This window comes from Flavobacterium laiguense (assembly GCF_003097655.1).
Taxonomy (GTDB): Bacteria; Bacteroidota; Bacteroidia; order Flavobacteriales; family Flavobacteriaceae; genus Flavobacterium; species Flavobacterium laiguense.
Map to the genome: position 1 here is coordinate 1 of NZ_QCZH01000004.1, position 18,358 is coordinate 18,358.

The 18,358-nt window shown below is 35.8% G+C and carries 11 protein-coding genes and 1 pseudogene; 2 read left to right on the forward strand and 10 right to left on the reverse strand.

Translation table 11 applies throughout. The features are described from left to right. Positions 1-785 precede the first annotated feature (785 nt). Positions 786-1,064 (reverse strand): annotated as a pseudogene (locus DB891_RS05235) (ATPase); the annotation flags it as partial. A 260-nt stretch (positions 1,065-1,324) separates the two neighbouring features. Between DB891_RS05235 and DB891_RS05240 the strand changes: the two are divergent. Beyond that, positions 1,325-1,606, forward strand: coding sequence for a hypothetical protein (locus DB891_RS05240; protein ID WP_116761313.1), 282 nt, complete (start codon positions 1,325-1,327; stop codon positions 1,604-1,606). A 586-nt stretch (positions 1,607-2,192) separates the two neighbouring features. On the opposite strand, the gene DB891_RS05245 is transcribed toward DB891_RS05240, so the two are convergent. Both DB891_RS05245 and DB891_RS05250 read right to left on the reverse strand, forming a co-directional pair. Beyond that, the gene (locus DB891_RS05245) at positions 2,193-3,017 is read right to left on the reverse strand and encodes a hypothetical protein (protein WP_124019496.1); all 825 of its coding nucleotides are present in this window, start codon (positions 3,015-3,017) and stop codon (positions 2,193-2,195) included. 83 nt (positions 3,018-3,100) lie between these two features. Beyond that, the gene (locus DB891_RS05250) at positions 3,101-8,023 is read right to left on the reverse strand and encodes an MBG domain-containing protein (RefSeq protein ID WP_116761317.1); all 4,923 of its coding nucleotides are present in this window, start codon (positions 8,021-8,023) and stop codon (positions 3,101-3,103) included. 763 nt (positions 8,024-8,786) lie between these two features. Here DB891_RS05250 and DB891_RS05255 point away from each other — a divergent pair. Further along, positions 8,787-9,710, forward strand: coding sequence for a helix-turn-helix domain-containing protein (locus DB891_RS05255; RefSeq protein ID WP_189337102.1), 924 nt, complete (start codon positions 8,787-8,789; stop codon positions 9,708-9,710). Positions 9,711-10,390: 680 nt separating this feature from the next. Here DB891_RS05255 and DB891_RS05260 read toward each other — a convergent pair. The 7 genes from DB891_RS05260 to DB891_RS05290 form a co-directional block, all read right to left on the reverse strand. Then, positions 10,391-12,928: a heavy metal translocating P-type ATPase gene (locus DB891_RS05260; protein WP_116761321.1), complete on the reverse strand. Its 2,538-nt coding sequence runs from the start codon at positions 12,926-12,928 to the stop codon at positions 10,391-10,393. A gap of 125 nt (positions 12,929-13,053) precedes the next feature. Continuing rightward, complete coding sequence (locus DB891_RS05265; protein WP_223256056.1) at positions 13,054-13,614, reverse strand: helix-turn-helix domain-containing protein; 561 nt, start codon at positions 13,612-13,614, stop codon at positions 13,054-13,056. Between the two features lie 35 nt (positions 13,615-13,649). After that, entirely contained in the window at positions 13,650-15,893 is a 2,244-nt protein-coding gene (locus tag DB891_RS05270) for a multicopper oxidase domain-containing protein (protein ID WP_116761325.1), read from the reverse strand. Further along, entirely contained in the window at positions 15,883-16,344 is a 462-nt protein-coding gene (locus DB891_RS05275; RefSeq protein ID WP_116761327.1) for a heme-binding domain-containing protein, read from the reverse strand. The genes DB891_RS05270 and DB891_RS05275 overlap by 11 nt, the downstream gene beginning before the upstream one ends. Position 16,345: 1 nt before the next feature. Further along, the gene (locus tag DB891_RS05280) at positions 16,346-16,858 is read right to left on the reverse strand and encodes a DUF3347 domain-containing protein (protein ID WP_116761329.1); all 513 of its coding nucleotides are present in this window, start codon (positions 16,856-16,858) and stop codon (positions 16,346-16,348) included. Between the two features lie 42 nt (positions 16,859-16,900). Continuing rightward, positions 16,901-17,458, reverse strand: a complete 558-nt coding sequence (locus DB891_RS05285; protein WP_116761331.1) for a DUF3347 domain-containing protein — start codon at positions 17,456-17,458, stop codon at positions 16,901-16,903. A gap of 17 nt (positions 17,459-17,475) precedes the next feature. Beyond that, positions 17,476-18,312: a DUF3347 domain-containing protein gene (locus tag DB891_RS05290; RefSeq protein ID WP_116761333.1), complete on the reverse strand. Its 837-nt coding sequence runs from the start codon at positions 18,310-18,312 to the stop codon at positions 17,476-17,478. Positions 18,313-18,358 lie beyond the last annotated feature (46 nt).

Consider the following 18,358-nt stretch of genomic DNA (forward strand, 5'->3'; position numbering starts at 1 on the left):
ACTAAACAAGAAAAGCCCCGGAATCTTTCAAATTCGGGGCTTGCTAAGGGCTTTTCTCGCCTAGTTTGCTAAATGTTAGCGATTGTTGTGACACGCTCGTTAAGCACCTCTGATTAACGATTACAATAATCCATTCCAATTGCGTATGAATTTCCATTTTTTATTTTCCGCTACCAAAGTTCCGCTTTAGCAAGTTCAGTTTAGTAAGTTCAGTTTAGCAAGTTCAGCTTCGGCAAACTTTAATTAAACCTCAAAAAAAAATCGACAAAAAAAATCCGCCTTCGATTGTCCGAAAAGCGGTTCGCATTTTTTACGTCTGCAACAATTAAGTTTCAATTTTCGGATGTGATTTCGGTCAGCTCGGTTTCAGCTTTTGTAAATCCTTTTCTAAATTAAAATACCCGATTAAATTCAGCGGTTTTTCGTCACCGGAGCAATAATCGCTAACTCGTTTATATACGAAACAAACTTTCTTTATTTACCCAAAATCGGATACATACACTAAGATTCATTCCGTCATATTTATTTTTCAAAAATAACAGAAAAATACTTATAAATCAGATAAAAATATTTTTTATTTACCACAACTTTACACTTCTTAAAAAAACAAAATCTCCTCGTTTTCCCTGAAGCTGCGTGAGGGATTAAAGCTAGCTACCGAAGTAGCGCGTCCCGATAGCTATCGGGAAGCCCGACCGCCGCTAGATAAAAGGGCAATGACGACAAAGTATCTAGCCCTTTTTTCTAGTGGCCGTCACGCCCAAAAGTATAGTAGTGGTGTTTTTCTAAAGCTTTAAATTACGCAGTCGCAACGCATTTACAATTACGGAAACCGAGCTAAAACTCATGGCCAAAGCCGCTATCATGGGCGAGAGCAAAATTCCAAAAACAGGATATAAAACCCCTGCAGCAACCAGAATTCCTAGAACATTGTATAAAAAAGCAAAAACCAAATTTTGCATGATGTTTCGCATAACGGCATGACTCAGATTTCTGGCTTGAACGATGCCTTGCAAATCGCCTTTTACCAAAGTGATTTTGGCACTTTCGATGGCGACATCGGTCACGATAGCGCGGATTTGCAATCCGTGCCCTTTCCAATTAACAAGACCAATTTATTTTTCATCATTCTTTCTTATTTTCTCACTTTGCCGATGTATTGAGTGGGCGCGGATTGCAAATCCGCGAGATCGTTTACAAAAGAAAATTTTGCATATCCGAGCGATCGGGTGTTTGTCTGTTATCAGAAATTGGAATGGCTAGAAGATCATTTGGATTTTTTTTTCCACATTAAAAACTAAAAGACGAAAGTGCCATTCGACCTATGGCCAAAGTTTGTCAGCTTTTGATACTTTCCCATTATAAGAAAAAGGAAATACAACTTTCTCCAAAACATCTGGACGAAATCATAGAAAACAATTTTGATTGGTTGATTAATGATATCAAAGTAGCTCCGAAGGTCTATTCGATGCGTACTTTACATCTTTTGGGGCAACATTACGATTGGATACTTCCCGAATTGAAAATCATAATCATCAAAGATTTTCCTAATCATACAGCAGCTTACAAGGCTGTTGCGAAAGAAGTATTAAAGAAAATAAAATAGCATTTTCTTCAAAACGTGTTTGCTCACAACAAAAAATATTCGACCCCTTGTTTTAGGTTAGGCTTTGCAAAACAGTCTCTTTTTCAATTTATCATTGATTTACTGCAAGAACTGAAGTTGGTTATTCACCACTCGTCAGTTCGAGTAGGTTTTTAAAATTAGACAATTCCTTTTATTTCATCCAAAACTTCCACTTTAAAAATCATATCGAGAACGCTTCAACAAACAAATCTTCTAGATCCTTTTTTTGGATTATTTAACCCTCGTTTTCAAAACGGGTTACAAGCCAAAAAAAATACATTCGAAGTGATGTGTGTTTATGCTAAATTTACCCCAGTAAAAACAAAGATAAAATGACATTAATTATCCTTCCTAGTTTAAAAAAACTTGGGGTAACAGTTCAAAAAAAAAGCAGTTGTCTATATCAACAGACAACCACTTTTAAATCTAAACGATTTTAAACAATTCCTTAAGATCAGGATTATTCCATAAAACATACAACTGACAAAAAATCAATTCCTGTCTTTTGAGTTTAGTCTCCCCAACTTAATCTTTGCTTTCTATAAGGTAAAAAACACTTAATTTATTAAAAGTTCCACCCTAATGTCAAACCGAATGCAACGGGTTTTACAGTTGCGTTTTTGTCAATACTGTACAGTCCATTTGCATTTCTATCAGTAACCGATGTTGGATTATAACCTACATAAGACTCGTTTTGCTCTTGGTCAAGGATTGTCCCATAACCGGTGTCTAGAAACATAGCAGTGTACAATGCGTTCTTTGCACCCATTTCAAAAGTAAATCCTAACTCAAATGTACTCATCAAAATACCTTTTGTGTTGTACTCTCCAGATGCAGCGTAATTTGGTTGATTCCCAAATCCATATTCAGGCAAATTATCTATATATAATTCAATATCTGGGTAGTAACCAATTCCATTTACAAAGGATGCCGAAGCTTCAAACTTATATTTTACAGGTAAAAAGTACTTAACACCTGCTCTAAAATTGAAATCAATTCCTTTGTTAATATTTCTTTTATACTGTAAGAAAAGTGGAATCTGAATTGCTTGCAATGTTTGATATTCTTTATAATCCCCTGTAGTAACATTATAAATAAATGCAGAACCTGTAGCATCTACTTCAAAATTAGTTAGAGTTGTTCCTACTTGATCTAAAAACACCTTGTTTTTATATTGTGAAAACTCTACTCCCGATCCAATACCAATGTGATCTGTTAAGGAATAAATGTAGCCCGCTTTTAACGCCCCTCCAATTTCATGGGAATTCGAAACTCCATTTACATCACTTTGAATATTGGCGATTCCTGACTGCACCCCTACATAAAACTGCGCATTCATTCCTGTAGAGAATAGGACCACTGCAATTCCTATTAAATATTTAAATTTCATATTTGTTTATGTTTTTAATATTAGAATAATCCATCCTCATTTTTATCGAATGAGGATTTCATATCCGTAATGATTTGCTCTTTTTAATTTTTAACTAAAAGGTTTTTCGTGAAGTATTTACCGCTTGCCAAGGTCAATTTTACAATATAAATTCCTTCCGCACTTGGCGCTATCATGTCTACTGTTTTTTCTCCAATTACCTTATCCGTTATTAGAGCTCCAAGCACATTAAACACTGTAACACGCGCATTTTGCAATTTTGCTGGATCCACATTAGTGATGAGTTGGTATATTGAATTACTACTAACAGGATTAGGCGCAATTTTTAAATATTCTACCTCTACTGAAGGAGAGAATGTCAAAGGACAAGTGGTAACTACTGTCCCATCTACTTTTGTAGCCATAGCATAATAAGTTCCATTTAAAACTCCGTTGTCTTTAAAATATTGAGCCGTTTGACCAGAAACCAACATACCATCCTTATACCAGCTAAAGGATTTAAAAATTTTGGAACTATTGTCAAAGAAGATAACATCGTCAAAATGTTTTCTGATTAAATTTGGCTGGGTATATAATACCGGCAAGACGATTAATTGAGCAGCATTATAATTGATATCCCCCAATTGAGAAACAGTTATAGTCGCAGCACCATAATTATTATACGCTAAAACCCCATTTGAAACACTTGCCACATTAGTATTAGAAGAGGCAAAACTTAATGGCAAACCGCTAGTAGTACTTGCTGTTAATGCAGTACTTGTTCCTCCATCGCATCCTGATTCTAAGATTTGATTCCAAGTAATAACCTGATCTGCTTTAGTAATTACAAAAGAGGCATCATTATAGCTAATGGTATAATTCGAACCAGCACTTAAATTTCCTTGTCCAATAGCATAAGTCCCAACATTCTCTCCAACGGCTCTAGTCAATATTCCTGTAAAAGACCCTCCTGATAATAAGCTTGGTGACACAGTATAGGTTAATGCAGGATCTACATCTCCATATACTTTCGATTTTGCATCTGCAGTTACCGTTACCGCTTTTTTGATAATGGTTAAGTCTGCAGGTACAAAAGTGATGTCATAGTTGTCGTTTGTAAGTGTTGAACTTATCGTATAGACACCTGCATTTTCTCCAGCTGTTCTTGTCAAACTTCCTGTAAAGACGTCTGTTCCTAGCAATACTGCTTGATACGTTAATGCAGGATCTACACCTCCATATACTTTGGATTTTGCATCTGCAGTTACCGTTACCGCTACTTTGATAATGGTTACGTCTGCGGGTACAAAAGTGATGTCATAGTTGTCGTTTGTAAGTGTTGAACTTATTGCGTAGACACCTACATTTTCTCCAGCTGCTCTTGTCAAACTTCCTGTAAGAACATCTGTTCCTAGCAATACTGCTTGATACGTTAATACAGGATCTACACCTCCATATACTTTGGATTTTGCATCTGCAGTTACCGTTACCGCTTTTTTGATAATGGTTAAGTCTGCAGGTACAAAAGTGACGTCATAGTTGTCGTTTGTAAGTGTTGAACTTATCGCATAGACACCTACGTTTTCTCCAGCTGCTCTTGTCAAACTTCCGGTAAGAACATCTGCTCCTACCAATACTGCTTGATACGTTAATACTGGATCTACACCACCGTAAACTTTCGATTTTGCATCTGCAGTAATCATAATTGCTCGTGCTGTGATTGATAAATTGGAAGGTAGAAATGTCATAGTATAATTTGCTCCAGCAGAAACTGTTCCAGCTGAGATCGCATAATTTGCTACGTTTTCACCAGCAGTTCTAGACAACGAACCTGTGAACACATCTCCTGATTTCAAAACGCCTAACGTAACCTGATAGGTTAATGCAGGATCTGCATCACCATATACTTTCGATTTCGTATCCGCAGTGATAGTGATTGCTTTTGGTGTGATGGATAAATTTGCAGGCACAAATGACACATTATAGTTCGCGCCAGCAGAAACAGTTCCCGCTGAGATTGCATAATTTGCTACGTTTTCACCTGCACTTCTAGACAATGAACCTGTGAACACATCTCCTGATTTCAAAACACCTAACGTAACCTGATAGGTTAATGCAGGATCTGCATTACCATATACTTTCGATTTTGTATCCGCAGTGATAGTGATTGCTTTTGGTGTGATGGATAAATTTGCAGGCACAAATGACACATTATAGTTCGCACCAGCAGAAACAGTTCCCGCTGAGATTGCATAATCTGCTACGTTTTCACCAGCAGTTCTAGACAACGAACCTGTGAACACATCTCCTGATTTCAAAACGCCTAACGTAACCTGATAGGTTAATGCAGGATCTGCATCACCATATACTTTCGATTTCGTATCCGCAGTGATAGTGATTGCTTTTGGTGTGATGGATAAATTTGCAGGCACAAATGACACATTATAGTTCGCACCAGCAGAAACAGTTCCCGCTGAGATTGCATAATTTGCTACGTTTTCACCAGCATTTCTAGACAATGAACCTGTGAACACATCTCCTGATTTCAAAACGCCTAACGTAACCTGATAGGTTAATTCAGGGTCTGCATTACCATATACTTTCGATTTTGTATCCGCAGTTACTGTTAATGTTGCTTTACCGATTGTTACTGTAATGTCTTTTGTTTCTGAGGCATAGATCCCATCTGCTGCTTGTGTAGCTCGAATAGTCAAACTCCCTGCATTTCCAACATTCACAGTTTTGTTATTGATTCCACTTAAAGTTGTTCCAGTTGTATTAACACCTTCGATACTATAAGTAATGACTCCTTGGGAGTTTGAAGTAGCTTCTAAATCAAAATTAACATCTCCGTATGTTTTATTAATATCAGTAACAGTAATCGTAGGAACTATATAAGGACAATTAGTTCCCGTAACAATAGGCGAACCTGCTACCCAGTTTGATGCCGCTCCAGTTAAAGCAAAGTTATTCAATGTCCCATGATTAGCATTTGCAGAAGCGTCTGTCAATGAAGTTGCTCCTGCATTATCAGTTGCACCAACTCCTTGATTGAATTGATAATAAGCCAGCAATCCTGTTTGTGTAGTAGGTGTTGGCAATTCGCAATTCATATTATTGACAATTTCAGCTTGAGATAACGCTCTATTCCAAATACGAACTTCGTCTATACTTCCATTAAAAGCATAAGAAGAGCTCCCTACCGCATCTTGTGGAGTACCTAAATATAAATTTCCTGAATTAGATACTGGGTTACTAACATTCGAATAAGTCCTGTCTAAAACCCCGTTTAAAAAAATTGAAACAGTTTTTGTACTTAAATTGTAAGTTGCTGATAAATGAACATATTCATTCCTGGGCACAACAGTATTACTTAAAAAAGATCTATTTCCGAATCTTAATCCAAATTTATTATCTGGAGATAACCAAAATGAATACCCTGTATTTGCGCTCCAATTATCTTTACCAACAATGCAACGGTTATTAACTAAAGAATTTATATAAATCATTGATTCAACAGTAATAGATCCTGTTAAATTTAAAGTTGGACTATTTCCACAATTTACATAATCATTAACCCCATCAAAATTTAAGTGAGTTGCTGGCGTGGCGGCCTCAGCTATAATAACATTTATTTTAGCTCTTGAACCCTCGCAACCATTAACTGTTTGTGAAACCCAGTAAACATAAACATTTCCCTCGGTCGCCGTAGAAGGTGTTGCAACTGTTGCAGTACCTGAACCTCCGGTTGCTGCCTGGTACCATAACAAATTTGAACCTGTAGCGGTTAGTGGAGTTGCTGTTGCTCCTTGATTGTAAGTTATTGGCGTAGTAACTGCTGGAGCAACAGGAATTGTATTGACAGTAACTATAGTTCCTTCAGAACTAGCCGAAGCACAACCTCCGCTATTAACTGCAACAGTATAAGTTGTTCCAGCAGTCACCACTATAGATTGTGTAGTTGCTGATGTAGACCAAACGTTTCCTGTTGCAGAAGATGAAGTTAATGTAACACTTCCTCCTGTACAGAAAGTGGTCGGACCTCCTGCTGTAATAGTTGGTGTCGCTGGCAATGGTGTCACCGTTACTACTGGGTTTCCTGTCATCGTAGCAGTGCTACCTCCAACTGTTCTAGTAGCTTCTACCTTATAAGTTCCTGCTGTAGTTTGATTACCAAAAGAGATTGCGGCTCCTGTACCAGAAACAGGACTACCTACATTAGTAGCTCCATTTTTTAATTGATACGTAACTCCTGTTTCTGAATTCGACAAATAAACTGGCATTCCCGAACCTCCTGCACAATAAGCACCTCCTCCTGTAACGATATAGGCCGTTGGCAATGGTGTTACCATTGTTGTTGAAATTTTAACATCATCTATAGAAAACCCTAAGTTAGTAGTATTACTAAGATTGTTTACAAAACGAAAAGCAAACCGTAAGTCAGATTGATTATCCCAAGCAGGGTTTGTTACTGAAGCTAATGACCATGCTAATTGATTATTATAGTTTGATGAACTCAATATCCATGTATTTCCACCATTTATACTATAATATAATTCTCCAGATGAAGTATCTCCACCACATAACCACCAAAAATTTATCGAAATATTTGTAAAACCAGTTGTTGTAACACCTGTGTTCATTTTTAAAAAATTTGATTCAGAAAGATAACAAAAATTATCATCTTCGATATAACTGGCACATAAGATTCCATCAGAAAGAGCTTTACTGCTTATTATATGCATATAAGTACTATTTGGAGAATTTATAATTTGAGCATTTTGAGGCGCTACATTATTAATCGTATAACTAAAAGGGAACCCCATGCATATTAGAGAACCACTTCCTCCATTATAATTGTTGTTTTTAATCCAACTGTTTTGACCTGAGGTTGCGCCTCCTAAGTCAGAGGTATTTAAACTAAATGTTGTGCTAGGTGTTTCAAAATTTTCAAAAAAAAATGTTGTTTGAGCAATTCCTAAATTTGTGATTAGTAACGATAATAATAAAGTAATTTTCTTTTTCATATTTTAATGTTTGTTTTCCCTATTCGTAAGGCTTTTCAGAATCCGCCCCGTTTTTTTTTAGTGGGTTCTGCTCCACTTTTTTTCATAACGCTTAAACAAGCCTATTTTTTTAAATAAATATCGCTCGCCTTTTTTCTCTTTTCTAAGACAAAACTACATTAGAGCAAAAGTTCCTAATAAAAAAAAGGCATCAAACGGAATTTCTTAGTCACAAGAGAAGTGAAAAGCGGCATAAGACCTTTCTATGCGAAAAATTTAAAACACACTTATTTAAGACCTGTATTTCAAAAGATTGCTGTACGCCTTGCGATACCGAACCGGTAGTTCCTGTTTTAGTGGCATAACCAATTCCCCCTACCCAATAAGCAACGGTTCCTCCACTACCCGAAGCATTACCGCCTGTGGCAGTAATTGCTTATTGTGCCTGTGCTGTTAGTCCGAGTCCTAAGAACAAAACACCAAACTTGACTTTTTTGTGTCTATATTCATTATTAATAGTTACGTTTCCTGTGATTTGATTTATAGAATTTGCAAAACTACCGCATAGAAATCCTCGTCAACCCTCCAATAAGACTTATATACCCTCCAATAGGACAATTATTAATAGAAAAACAGCTTACATTTGTAACTTTATTATCCAAAAATCAAATAAGAAATGCTTGCAGAACGATTAGACAAATTCTTTTTTAAGCTAAAGAAATATATTGTTACACAAAAAAATGGATTTTATATACTACCCTTTGTTGCTAATTCTCCACAAGTAATGATCGAAAGTTTATCTGGAATTCCTTATAATAAACCGGACCCTGATAATAACATTATTACGACCAACAACCCATTTACTAAAGGAACCTTTGAATATCAAGAAATTGAAGAAGGATTATGGCTCATGTATATTGACTTGGATGTTAAAAAAAATACAAGTCATAATTTATTATATGACCCTAGTTTACCGAGTGATTATTATAACCTTGCTTTTCGGCTGGATACAACAGATGCAAAAATTCAACTAATTGGGGGTCACAATTTTCAAAACAATAGTGGGATCTTTAGTAAGCCAAAAGCACAATCAATAAATTTTTTTCATAAAGACTCAAAATCCATACACCTAGTAGCCTATTTTTCTTCTCAATGGCTAGAGAAAAACATAAAAGAGAATGCTTTCGGTTTTTATAATTCTATCCAATACTTTATTGATTCTGATAGAGAAAGTATGAATATCCCTCACTTTTTTTGTAATACCAACACCTTAACTGAAGACATGGCATCTATTTTTTCCCATAGTATAGGAAATGCAAACAATAATAAACTATCCTTGAAAATTAAGACATTAGAATTGTTGCAGTATTCTCTTTTTAAAATTTCAAAAGAAACTCAAAATAGTAGTATTTCACTTACAGAAGTTTTGCTCGGATATATTTATCAGCCATTTCCAGGAATACCTCATTTGTCAAAAGAAATTGGCATTTCCCCTTCTAAACTAAAAACTGATTTTAAAAAAGAGGTAGGAAAGTCATTGTTTCAATTTTTTCAAGAAAAACAAATGGCTTTGGCAAAAGAAATGTTATCAAATGATTCTCTATTGATTAAAAACATTTCTTATACTTTTGGTTATGAAAATGTGAGTAAATTTTCTACTGCATTTAAAAAACATCATGGGCATTTGCCTTCAGAGAGAAATTACTAAAGGCTTTTATTTTTGACTTCACTGTAATCTGGATTACTACGTTACCATGTTATTGGCAGGGCAAACGCACGAGTTAAAAAAACAACCGCAGATTCGCAGATTTATTACTTGAAATACTAAATTTTGTGATTTTATAGAAACCAATTTGCGCCAATTCCGCTGAAAGCGGTTAATTTAGAATAAAATTTTTCATTAAAATCTGCGAATCTGCGGTAAAAATAACTGATGCGTTTGCCCTGATGTTATTGGTGGTTTTGAGTTAAATTAATCCCTAGTTACGAATTTCCTAAAACATCTTTAATATAAAACCATTTTTATATTAAGCCAAATACCCAAATCCATTGAAGTGGTTAAAGTTCTACAAAATCATACATCTCCGCCTAATTTCGGAAGTATCGGTCTGACAACAACTATTATTTTGATAGTGCAAAAATACTTAGAAAGCACGCTTAATCTTTTTTTATTACCTCAACCCTAGAGTTCTTATAAAAACAAAACCCCTCTCGTTTCCCTTGAAGTTCTTGGGTATGCGTGAGGGATTGCAGCTAGCTACCGAAGTAGCGCTTCCCGATAGCTATCGGGAAGCCCGACCGCCGCTAGAGAAAAGGGCAATGAAGACAAAGTGTCTAGCCCTTTTTTCTAGCGGCGGTCACGCCCAAAAGTATAGTAGTGGTGTTTTTCTAAAGCTTTAAATTCCTTAATCGCAATGCATTTACAATTACGGAAACCGAGCTAAAACTCATGGCCAAAGCCGCGATCATGGGCGATAGCAAAATCCCGAAAACAGGATACAAAACCCCAGCCGCAATTGGGATTCCTAAGACATTGTATAAAAACGCAAAAACTAAATTTTGCTTGATGTTTTGCATCACGGCATGACTCAAATTTCTGGCTTTTACGATGCCTTGCAAATCGCCTTTTACCAAAGTGATTTTGGCACTTTCGATAGCGACATCGGTTCCGGTTCCCATGGCAATTCCAACATTGGCTTGCGCCAAAGCCGGAGCATCGTTTATCCCGTCGCCCGCCATGGCCACAATTTTGCCTTGCGCTTGCAATTTCTTAATTTCTTCGAACTTATCCTCTGGCAAACAACTGGCTTTGTAAGATGATAATCCTAATTCATCAGCCACTGCTTTGGCGGTATTTTCATTATCACCGGTAAGCATTACTACTTCAACTCCTTGACGCATTAGTTCTTTTATCGCTGCCTTACTGGTACTTTTTATGGCATCCGTAATTGATACAAATCCGATAGCTTCTCCATCAATGCCTATATACGAAACGGTTTTGCCTAATTTTTGCTCAGCACTAATTTTATTTTCTAAATCATCTGAAACAGTAACATTAACTTGTTCCATTAATTTTTGATTTCCAAGTGCTACTTTTTTATTCGATACCGCGCCCAAAACCCCTTTTCCCGCAATGGCTTCAAAACCTTCGACTTCTAACAAAGCTATATTTCTCGCTTTCGCAAAATCGACTATGGCTTCCGCCAAAGGATGCTCGCTGTATTTATTGAGTGAGGCAATAAATTGTAACACCTCATCCTCTTCTTTAACGATTACATAGATTTTCTCCACAGAAGGTTTTCCCTCGGTAATTGTCCCTGTTTTATCGGTAATTAAAACATTTACTTTATTCATATTTTCTAAGGCTTCGGCATTTTTTATCAAAACACCCGATTGCGCCCCTTTCCCCACTCCAACCATAACCGACATGGGAGTTGCCAAGCCCAAAGCACAGGGACAGGCAATAATCAATACCGCAATGGCATTGATGAATCCATATACCAAAGCGGGTTCAGGACCAAAACTTGCCCAAACAACAAATGTTAGCACGGCAACCAACACCACAATGGGAACAAAATATTTGGCAATGGTATCTGCTAACTTCTGGATGGGTGCTCTAGAACGACTGGCAACGTTTACCATTTGTATAATTTGGGAAAGCAAGGTTTCTGACCCTACTTTTTCGGCCAGCATTACAAAGGATTTAGTTCCGTTAATAGTTCCGGAACTCACAGCATCCCCCACCGTTTTGTCAACAGGTATAGGTTCTCCGGTGAGCATGGACTCATCTATAGTACTAGCTCCGCTGGTGATTTTTCCGTCTACGGGGATTTTTTCTCCTGGTTTGACGCGCAACAAATCGCCTTTCTTGATGTCATGAATGGAGATTATAGAATCGTTTCCGTCAACCACCAAAGTAGCTTCGGTAGGGGCTAATTTCAATAATGCTTTTATGGCTCCACTGGTTTGGCTGTGCGCTTTGGCCTCCATCAATTGTCCCAACAAAACCAAAGTAAGGATTACGGTTGTGGCTTCAAAATAAAGCGAAACAACTCCGTTATGATTTTTAAACTCATGCGGAAAAATACTTGGAAAGAGCAAGCCTACCAAACTAAACAGGAACGCCACTCCAGATCCAATTCCGATAAGGGTAAACATATTGAGATTCCACGTTAGTATGGATTTCCAAGCTCTAACGAAGAATATCCAACAGGCATAAAATACAACCGGCAACGATAAAAATAGCTGAACCCAATTCCAACTGTTTGCATCCATTAATTGATACATTGGATTATTCGGAATCATGTCCGACATGGCGATAATGAAAATAGGCGTTGTAAATCCAACCGCAATTTTCATTTTACGCAACATCTTTTTATAGCCCTTTTCTTCATCTGAATCGGCAGTTGCCATTGGCACCAAATCCATTCCGCAAATACTACAGGATCCTGGCTGATCTTTAACAATTTCGGGATGCATCGGGCAAGTGTACTGTGTTTTCTGTACGGTTAATTCAGGGTATTTCACTAAATCCATTCCACAAACAGGGCAATCTCCTGCTTGGTCATAGACTTTTTCGCCTTCGCAAAACATGGGGCAATAGTATTTTCCTGGGTTATTATTTTGGATTTTCTTGTGCTGATTGTCGCCTGACCCTTTTGAGCTGCAGCATGATTTCGCTACTGGCGTATCATCCGGTTTGTGAACTGTTGCCACCGAATCGCTTTCGCTGATGGTGTATTTCCCAACGGCATACAATGCTTTTTGGAATTGGAAAATAGGAATGTGTTTTTCCATCGTGATTGTTGCCATTGGTGGATCCAAAGTGACCGAAGCTTTTACTCCTTCAATCGTATTTAATGTTTTCTCCACTTTCGAACGGCAACCATCGCAGGACATTCCCGTAATTGTATAAGTATGTATCATAATTTTGAATTAAAAAATAGCTTTACAAATAGACAAGGCTATTAAAATTAACTAATTTAAGTTATTCAAAGTTCTGAAATAATGCATTTCTACTCTTGTAGAATTTTTAAAATGATTTGTAAAATTTATAAACTATCAATCTGACTCCTTTTGATTTCAAGTGCTTTTTTGAAATTCGTTGGAGTCATTCCAGTCATTTTCTTAAACTGATTACTTAAATGAGCGACATCACTGTAATTCATTTTAAAAGCAATTTCACTTAATGACAATTCGTTATAACGCAACAATTCTTTGACTTTCTCTATTTTTTGAACGATGAAATAATACTCTATGGTTATTCCTTCCACTTCAGAGAACAAAGTACTTAAGGCGTTGTATTCTTGACCTAAATGAGTCGCCAAATAATGGGACAAATTGGTCTTTAAATCTAAATTTTGATGATGGACCAGGGTTACAATTTGGTTTTTGATTCTTTCGACGGTAACAATAGTCTTATCCTCCAATAATTCGAAACCAAGCTCATTTAATCTTTTACTTAAAATTGCTTTGTCTTTTTCATTCCAATCCTCCAAAAGTTCTACTTGACCTAACTCGATTGCAACAGGGTGAATACCGAGTTTTTCAAACTCGGACTTCACCACCATAATGCAACGATCACAAACCATATTTTTGATATATACTTTCACTCCCAATTTTATAAAAAAAAATTAATTAAAGTCTTCTAATAATTCAAATTTACTCCAAAACCTAGTCCCATATCACTGTCGTAATGTGTAGTTACACCAAAATTTCGTTTTATAACATATCGCAATCCTGCCATATATTCTTTATCAGTATTCCACATTAAACTCATTCGAAGCCTTTTAGAAACCGGAATGTCTTTTCGTTCAAACTGTAAGCGTACATTTCCATCGGTGAATACTTCGGCTTGAGCTACAATAAGCATAGGCAATGTAAAATTAATACCGGCACTAAAAACTGAACGTACATCTTTGGTACTTTTTTGCCCAAAAATATTCTCTTCCATTTCGCCATCTTCCATTTTTCTGTATCGCCAATCGAAACCTATAAAGGGCATTATCCATTGCATTTTACCAATATATCGCCCAATATGTGTTTCGGTTTCGTAACCGTGATGGTCATTGTAACCTAAACGCCATTCTGTGCCAATGCTCCAACGAGTGCTTTGATACATTGCCTCTCCATCGTTGCCATTGGTTGCAAAATCATTTTCTGCCATAAAGTGAAATTTTCTATCGTCGGCAAATAATTTACGACGTGCTAATTTTGGATCTGGAATTTCTGGGTTTGGAGCTTGGTTTTCATAAGTAAAAACTCTACCCATGCCACTCATCATGTGGTATAAAATATGACAATGAAAAAACCAATCTCCCTCTACATTCGCATTAAATTCGAAGACATCTGTTTCCATCGGCATTATGTCTACAACATTTTTCATTGGAGCATAATCTCCTTGACCATTTAAGAGTCTAAAATCGTGTCCGTGCAAGTGCATTGGGTGACGCATCATAGAGCCGTTGTAAATTGTAACACGAATATTTTCACCTTTTTTGATTAGGATTTTATCCGTTTCAGAAACTACTTTGTTGTCTAAACTCCAAACATAGCGATTCATATTTCCTGAAAGTTCAAATCTTAATTCTTTTACGGGAGCCTCTTTGGGAAGAATTGTTTTTGTTGGAGATTTCAACATTGCGTAGTTCAAAGTAACTATATCTGAAAGTGCATTACTATTGTAATCCGCTTCGGTCATTTTCTTATCACCCATTTTATCTTTCGATTTTGGCTTTGTTTCACCTGTAATTTCTGGGTACATTACCACATTCATATCCATTTGATTGTAAGACATACTCATTCCCATATCATCTAAATCACCATTCATTTTCATCATATCGTTCATCATTTTCATCCCTTCAAAATATTTGAGTTTAGGAAGAGGCGAAATTAGTTGCTTGATACCATCTCCAATAAAATAAGAGGCTGAATACAATCTATCTTCGGTCGTCGCTAAAAATTCAAAAGCGGTTTTATCGGCAGGAATTGTAACAACAACATCATACGTTTCAGAAACGCCAACAATTAATCGATCGACTTCTACAGGTTCTACATCGTTACCATCGTTAGCAACAACGGTTATTTTTCCGCCTGCATAAGTTAGCCAAAAATAAGAAGAAGCTCCACCGTTGGAAATTCGTAAACGTACTTTATCCCCTGCTTTTAAAGGTTTTCCATCAATACTCTTAAGATCAGTACTAGGTTTACCATTCATCAAAATTTTATCGTAAAATACGTCGCTTACGTCCATTGCATTCATTCGCTTCCATTCGTTTATCACTTTGGTTTTGAAATGCCCTTGCTTAATAGCTTCAGTATAACTTTGTGTTGTTCCTTTTTTGATGGCAGGAAAATCATTTGCATTGTGCAACATTCTGTGAATATTATTCGGGTTCATATCCGTCCATTCACTTAGTACTATTGGAACTGTGGGTAAATCATCAATTCCTTTTCTAAAGGTTGGATCATCTGCTTTTTTATTCATCACAAAGGAACCATACATTCCAATTTGCTCCTGTAATCCAGAATGACTATGATACCAATGTGTTCCGTGTTGGATGATCGGGAAAGTGTATTTATGAGTTGTGTGTGGCTTGATTGGCATTTGTGTAAGATTGGGAACTCCATCTTCTTTGTTAGGCAAAAGTAAACCGTGCCAATGTGTAGAGGTTTCTTCCTCTAATTCATTATGCACATAAATTTCTGCTATGTCACCCTCTGTAAAGGTTAAAGTAGGCATAGGGATTTGTCCGTTTACTGCAATAGCGTGTCTTTCTTTGCCTGTAAAATTCACTATTGTATCACGAACATAGAGGTCGTAACGGACTACTTTTTGAGCTGATGCTGTAATCGTAATTAATAGTGTTATAATTAAGGTTTTAATTTTCATTTTTTGTTATGTTGTTAATCCAATTGATTATTTCCTCTTTTTGAGTAGCTGTTAGGATGACATTTCTGTGAATTAAGGTATATGAAGCTAAAGGCATTTCGCTAGACTTAATTTGTTTGGCAATTCTATCTAGTTTATTCTTCTGCTTTCGGTTACTATAATTTCCCCATTCATTAAAATTTAGATTTTCTTTCCCTTCTGTAATGTGCCTTTCCATAAAAAACCGGGCGGGTTGGATATACGAATACAAAGGATAATTTGTATTGTTACTATGGCAGTCATAGCAGGAAGTTCGCAAAATAGTTTCTACATTTTTAGGAACGCTATACGCATTTGTAAAATCGGTTGTAACATCCTGCTCTAAACTTTCGTTCCGAGCAGGTTGATACAATTGTATTAGCAAAAAAATAATTAACCCTGTATAAAGTGTTTTTTTGATGCTTCTTTTCATCTTACAATGCTTTTCTCATAGAACCACAAGTAAGCATTTTAGAACCATAATAGGGGTTTTTGATGTCTTTAATTTCACTTATCCAAATAGCGCCTTTGCCATCATCTGCCATTGGACAAAAATCTTGATATAGTTTTTGTTTAGTACCAAAAAGTTTTATCAAATCGTTAATGTCTTTGCTTAACGAAACAAAATGCTCTCTTTGATGGTCTATTTTTCCAGCATTATCACCAATGTGTTCAGCATTTTCTTTTGCACTCTCTGCAATATCCAAATAGTCTTTTTTGAGTTTTGCATCAATAGAATTTACGTTTACAGTATTAAATGCTGCATATAAAACTTTACCTGCACTTGCAGCACTTTTTGCATCGTCTTTGGTCAACGCATTTTTTAAAGTTAAATAATTGGTAACAATTTTATCGATTGAGAATTGGCTCTTCACTTTTGTGTTTTGAGCATTACTAGAACCTATTGTGAATGTTACTAATAGGATCGAAAGAATTATATTTTTCATTTTATTGATTTTTTAAAATTTAATTTTATTTAAATGTATATATTATTTTTTAGCTGAGTCGAACAATTTAGTTAAGTCATTAACATCCTTACTTAATATTTCAAAATGTTCTTTTTGATGGTCTAATTTACCTTCGTTATCGCCAATATGTTCTGCATTTTCTTTAGCACTCTCGGCAATATCCAAATAGTCTTTTTTGAGTTTTGCATCAATAGAATTTACATCTATTTTATTGAAAACTTCATATAAAGATCTTCCTGCAACAGCTGCTTGTTTAGTGTCATTTTTAGCTATTGCATTTTTTATATTGGCGAAATCACTTTGTATTTCAGTTAGAGAAAAAGCACCAGCTCCATTTTTTGATTCTGATGTGGGTTCAACAACTTTTTCAGGTGTTGCTTTTACAGGTTCAGTTAATTCCATTCCACATTTAGAACATTCGTCTCCTTTTTTTCCTGTTATTTCTGGATGCATTGAACATGCATACAATTGCGAAGTAGTTTCTGTTGTTGTAACAGCTGTTTCTTCTTGTTTATTTTTTTGGTTACAAGAGACCAATACGAATACCATTACTAGGGCTGAAAGAATTATATTTTTCATTTTTTATTGTTAATTAATTATTTAATTGTTTCTACCACACTACCACAACTCAACATTTGAGATCCATAATATGGATTTTTGATTGTGTTTTCTTTACTTAACCAATTCATTTTTTTCATCGGACAATATTGATAATAAACCACCTCTTTTGGTTTTGAAACTTTAATCAATTCATAAACTTCTTGAGACAATGAGTTAAATACATCTCTTTGTTTTTCAACATCCTGCGTTTCAGAAACACTTTTTGTATTGGCTGTTAAATCTTTAAACACTTTCATCCAAGCCATATGCTCCTCCACTTTTAAAGTTTCCATTTTGACAGCGGCAATAGAGGATAATAATGCTGTTGATTTTTCGGAGGCTGTTTTACCATCCGTTTTTACTAAAGCATCCTTCAATAAAAAATAATTATCAAAAACGGATTGCAATTGATTTGTTTCTTGATTTACTGAAACGGTAGAAATATTTTCGATTGCTACTTCGTTTTTTAATTCAGCTTGAATTTCCACTTTTGCTTCTCTATCGTATTGACAACAACCGTTCAGACTGGAATAAGCCTTCTCTGGTGCAAGAAAAAAATCACTATCATATCCTGCCAAAGCAATTTTTTTTAAGATCTCTTCTTGATTTGTTTTTTTTGAATCATAAGTAAGTGTTGCCATTTTGGTGTCTTTATTCCAAACTACTTCCGCTATGTTTTTTTGACTTCCTGCTTTATCAATTTTAGATTTACACATTCCACAATTACCATATATCTTTACCGTTTCGATTTTGGCATTATTAATTTGCGCGTTTGATTGTGTGATAGCAAGCACTGTTAATGCTACCATCATTATTTTTTTTAATGAATTCATGGTGTATTATTTTTTTTTTAAATGAATAAGTAAAAAAACAGTCAAA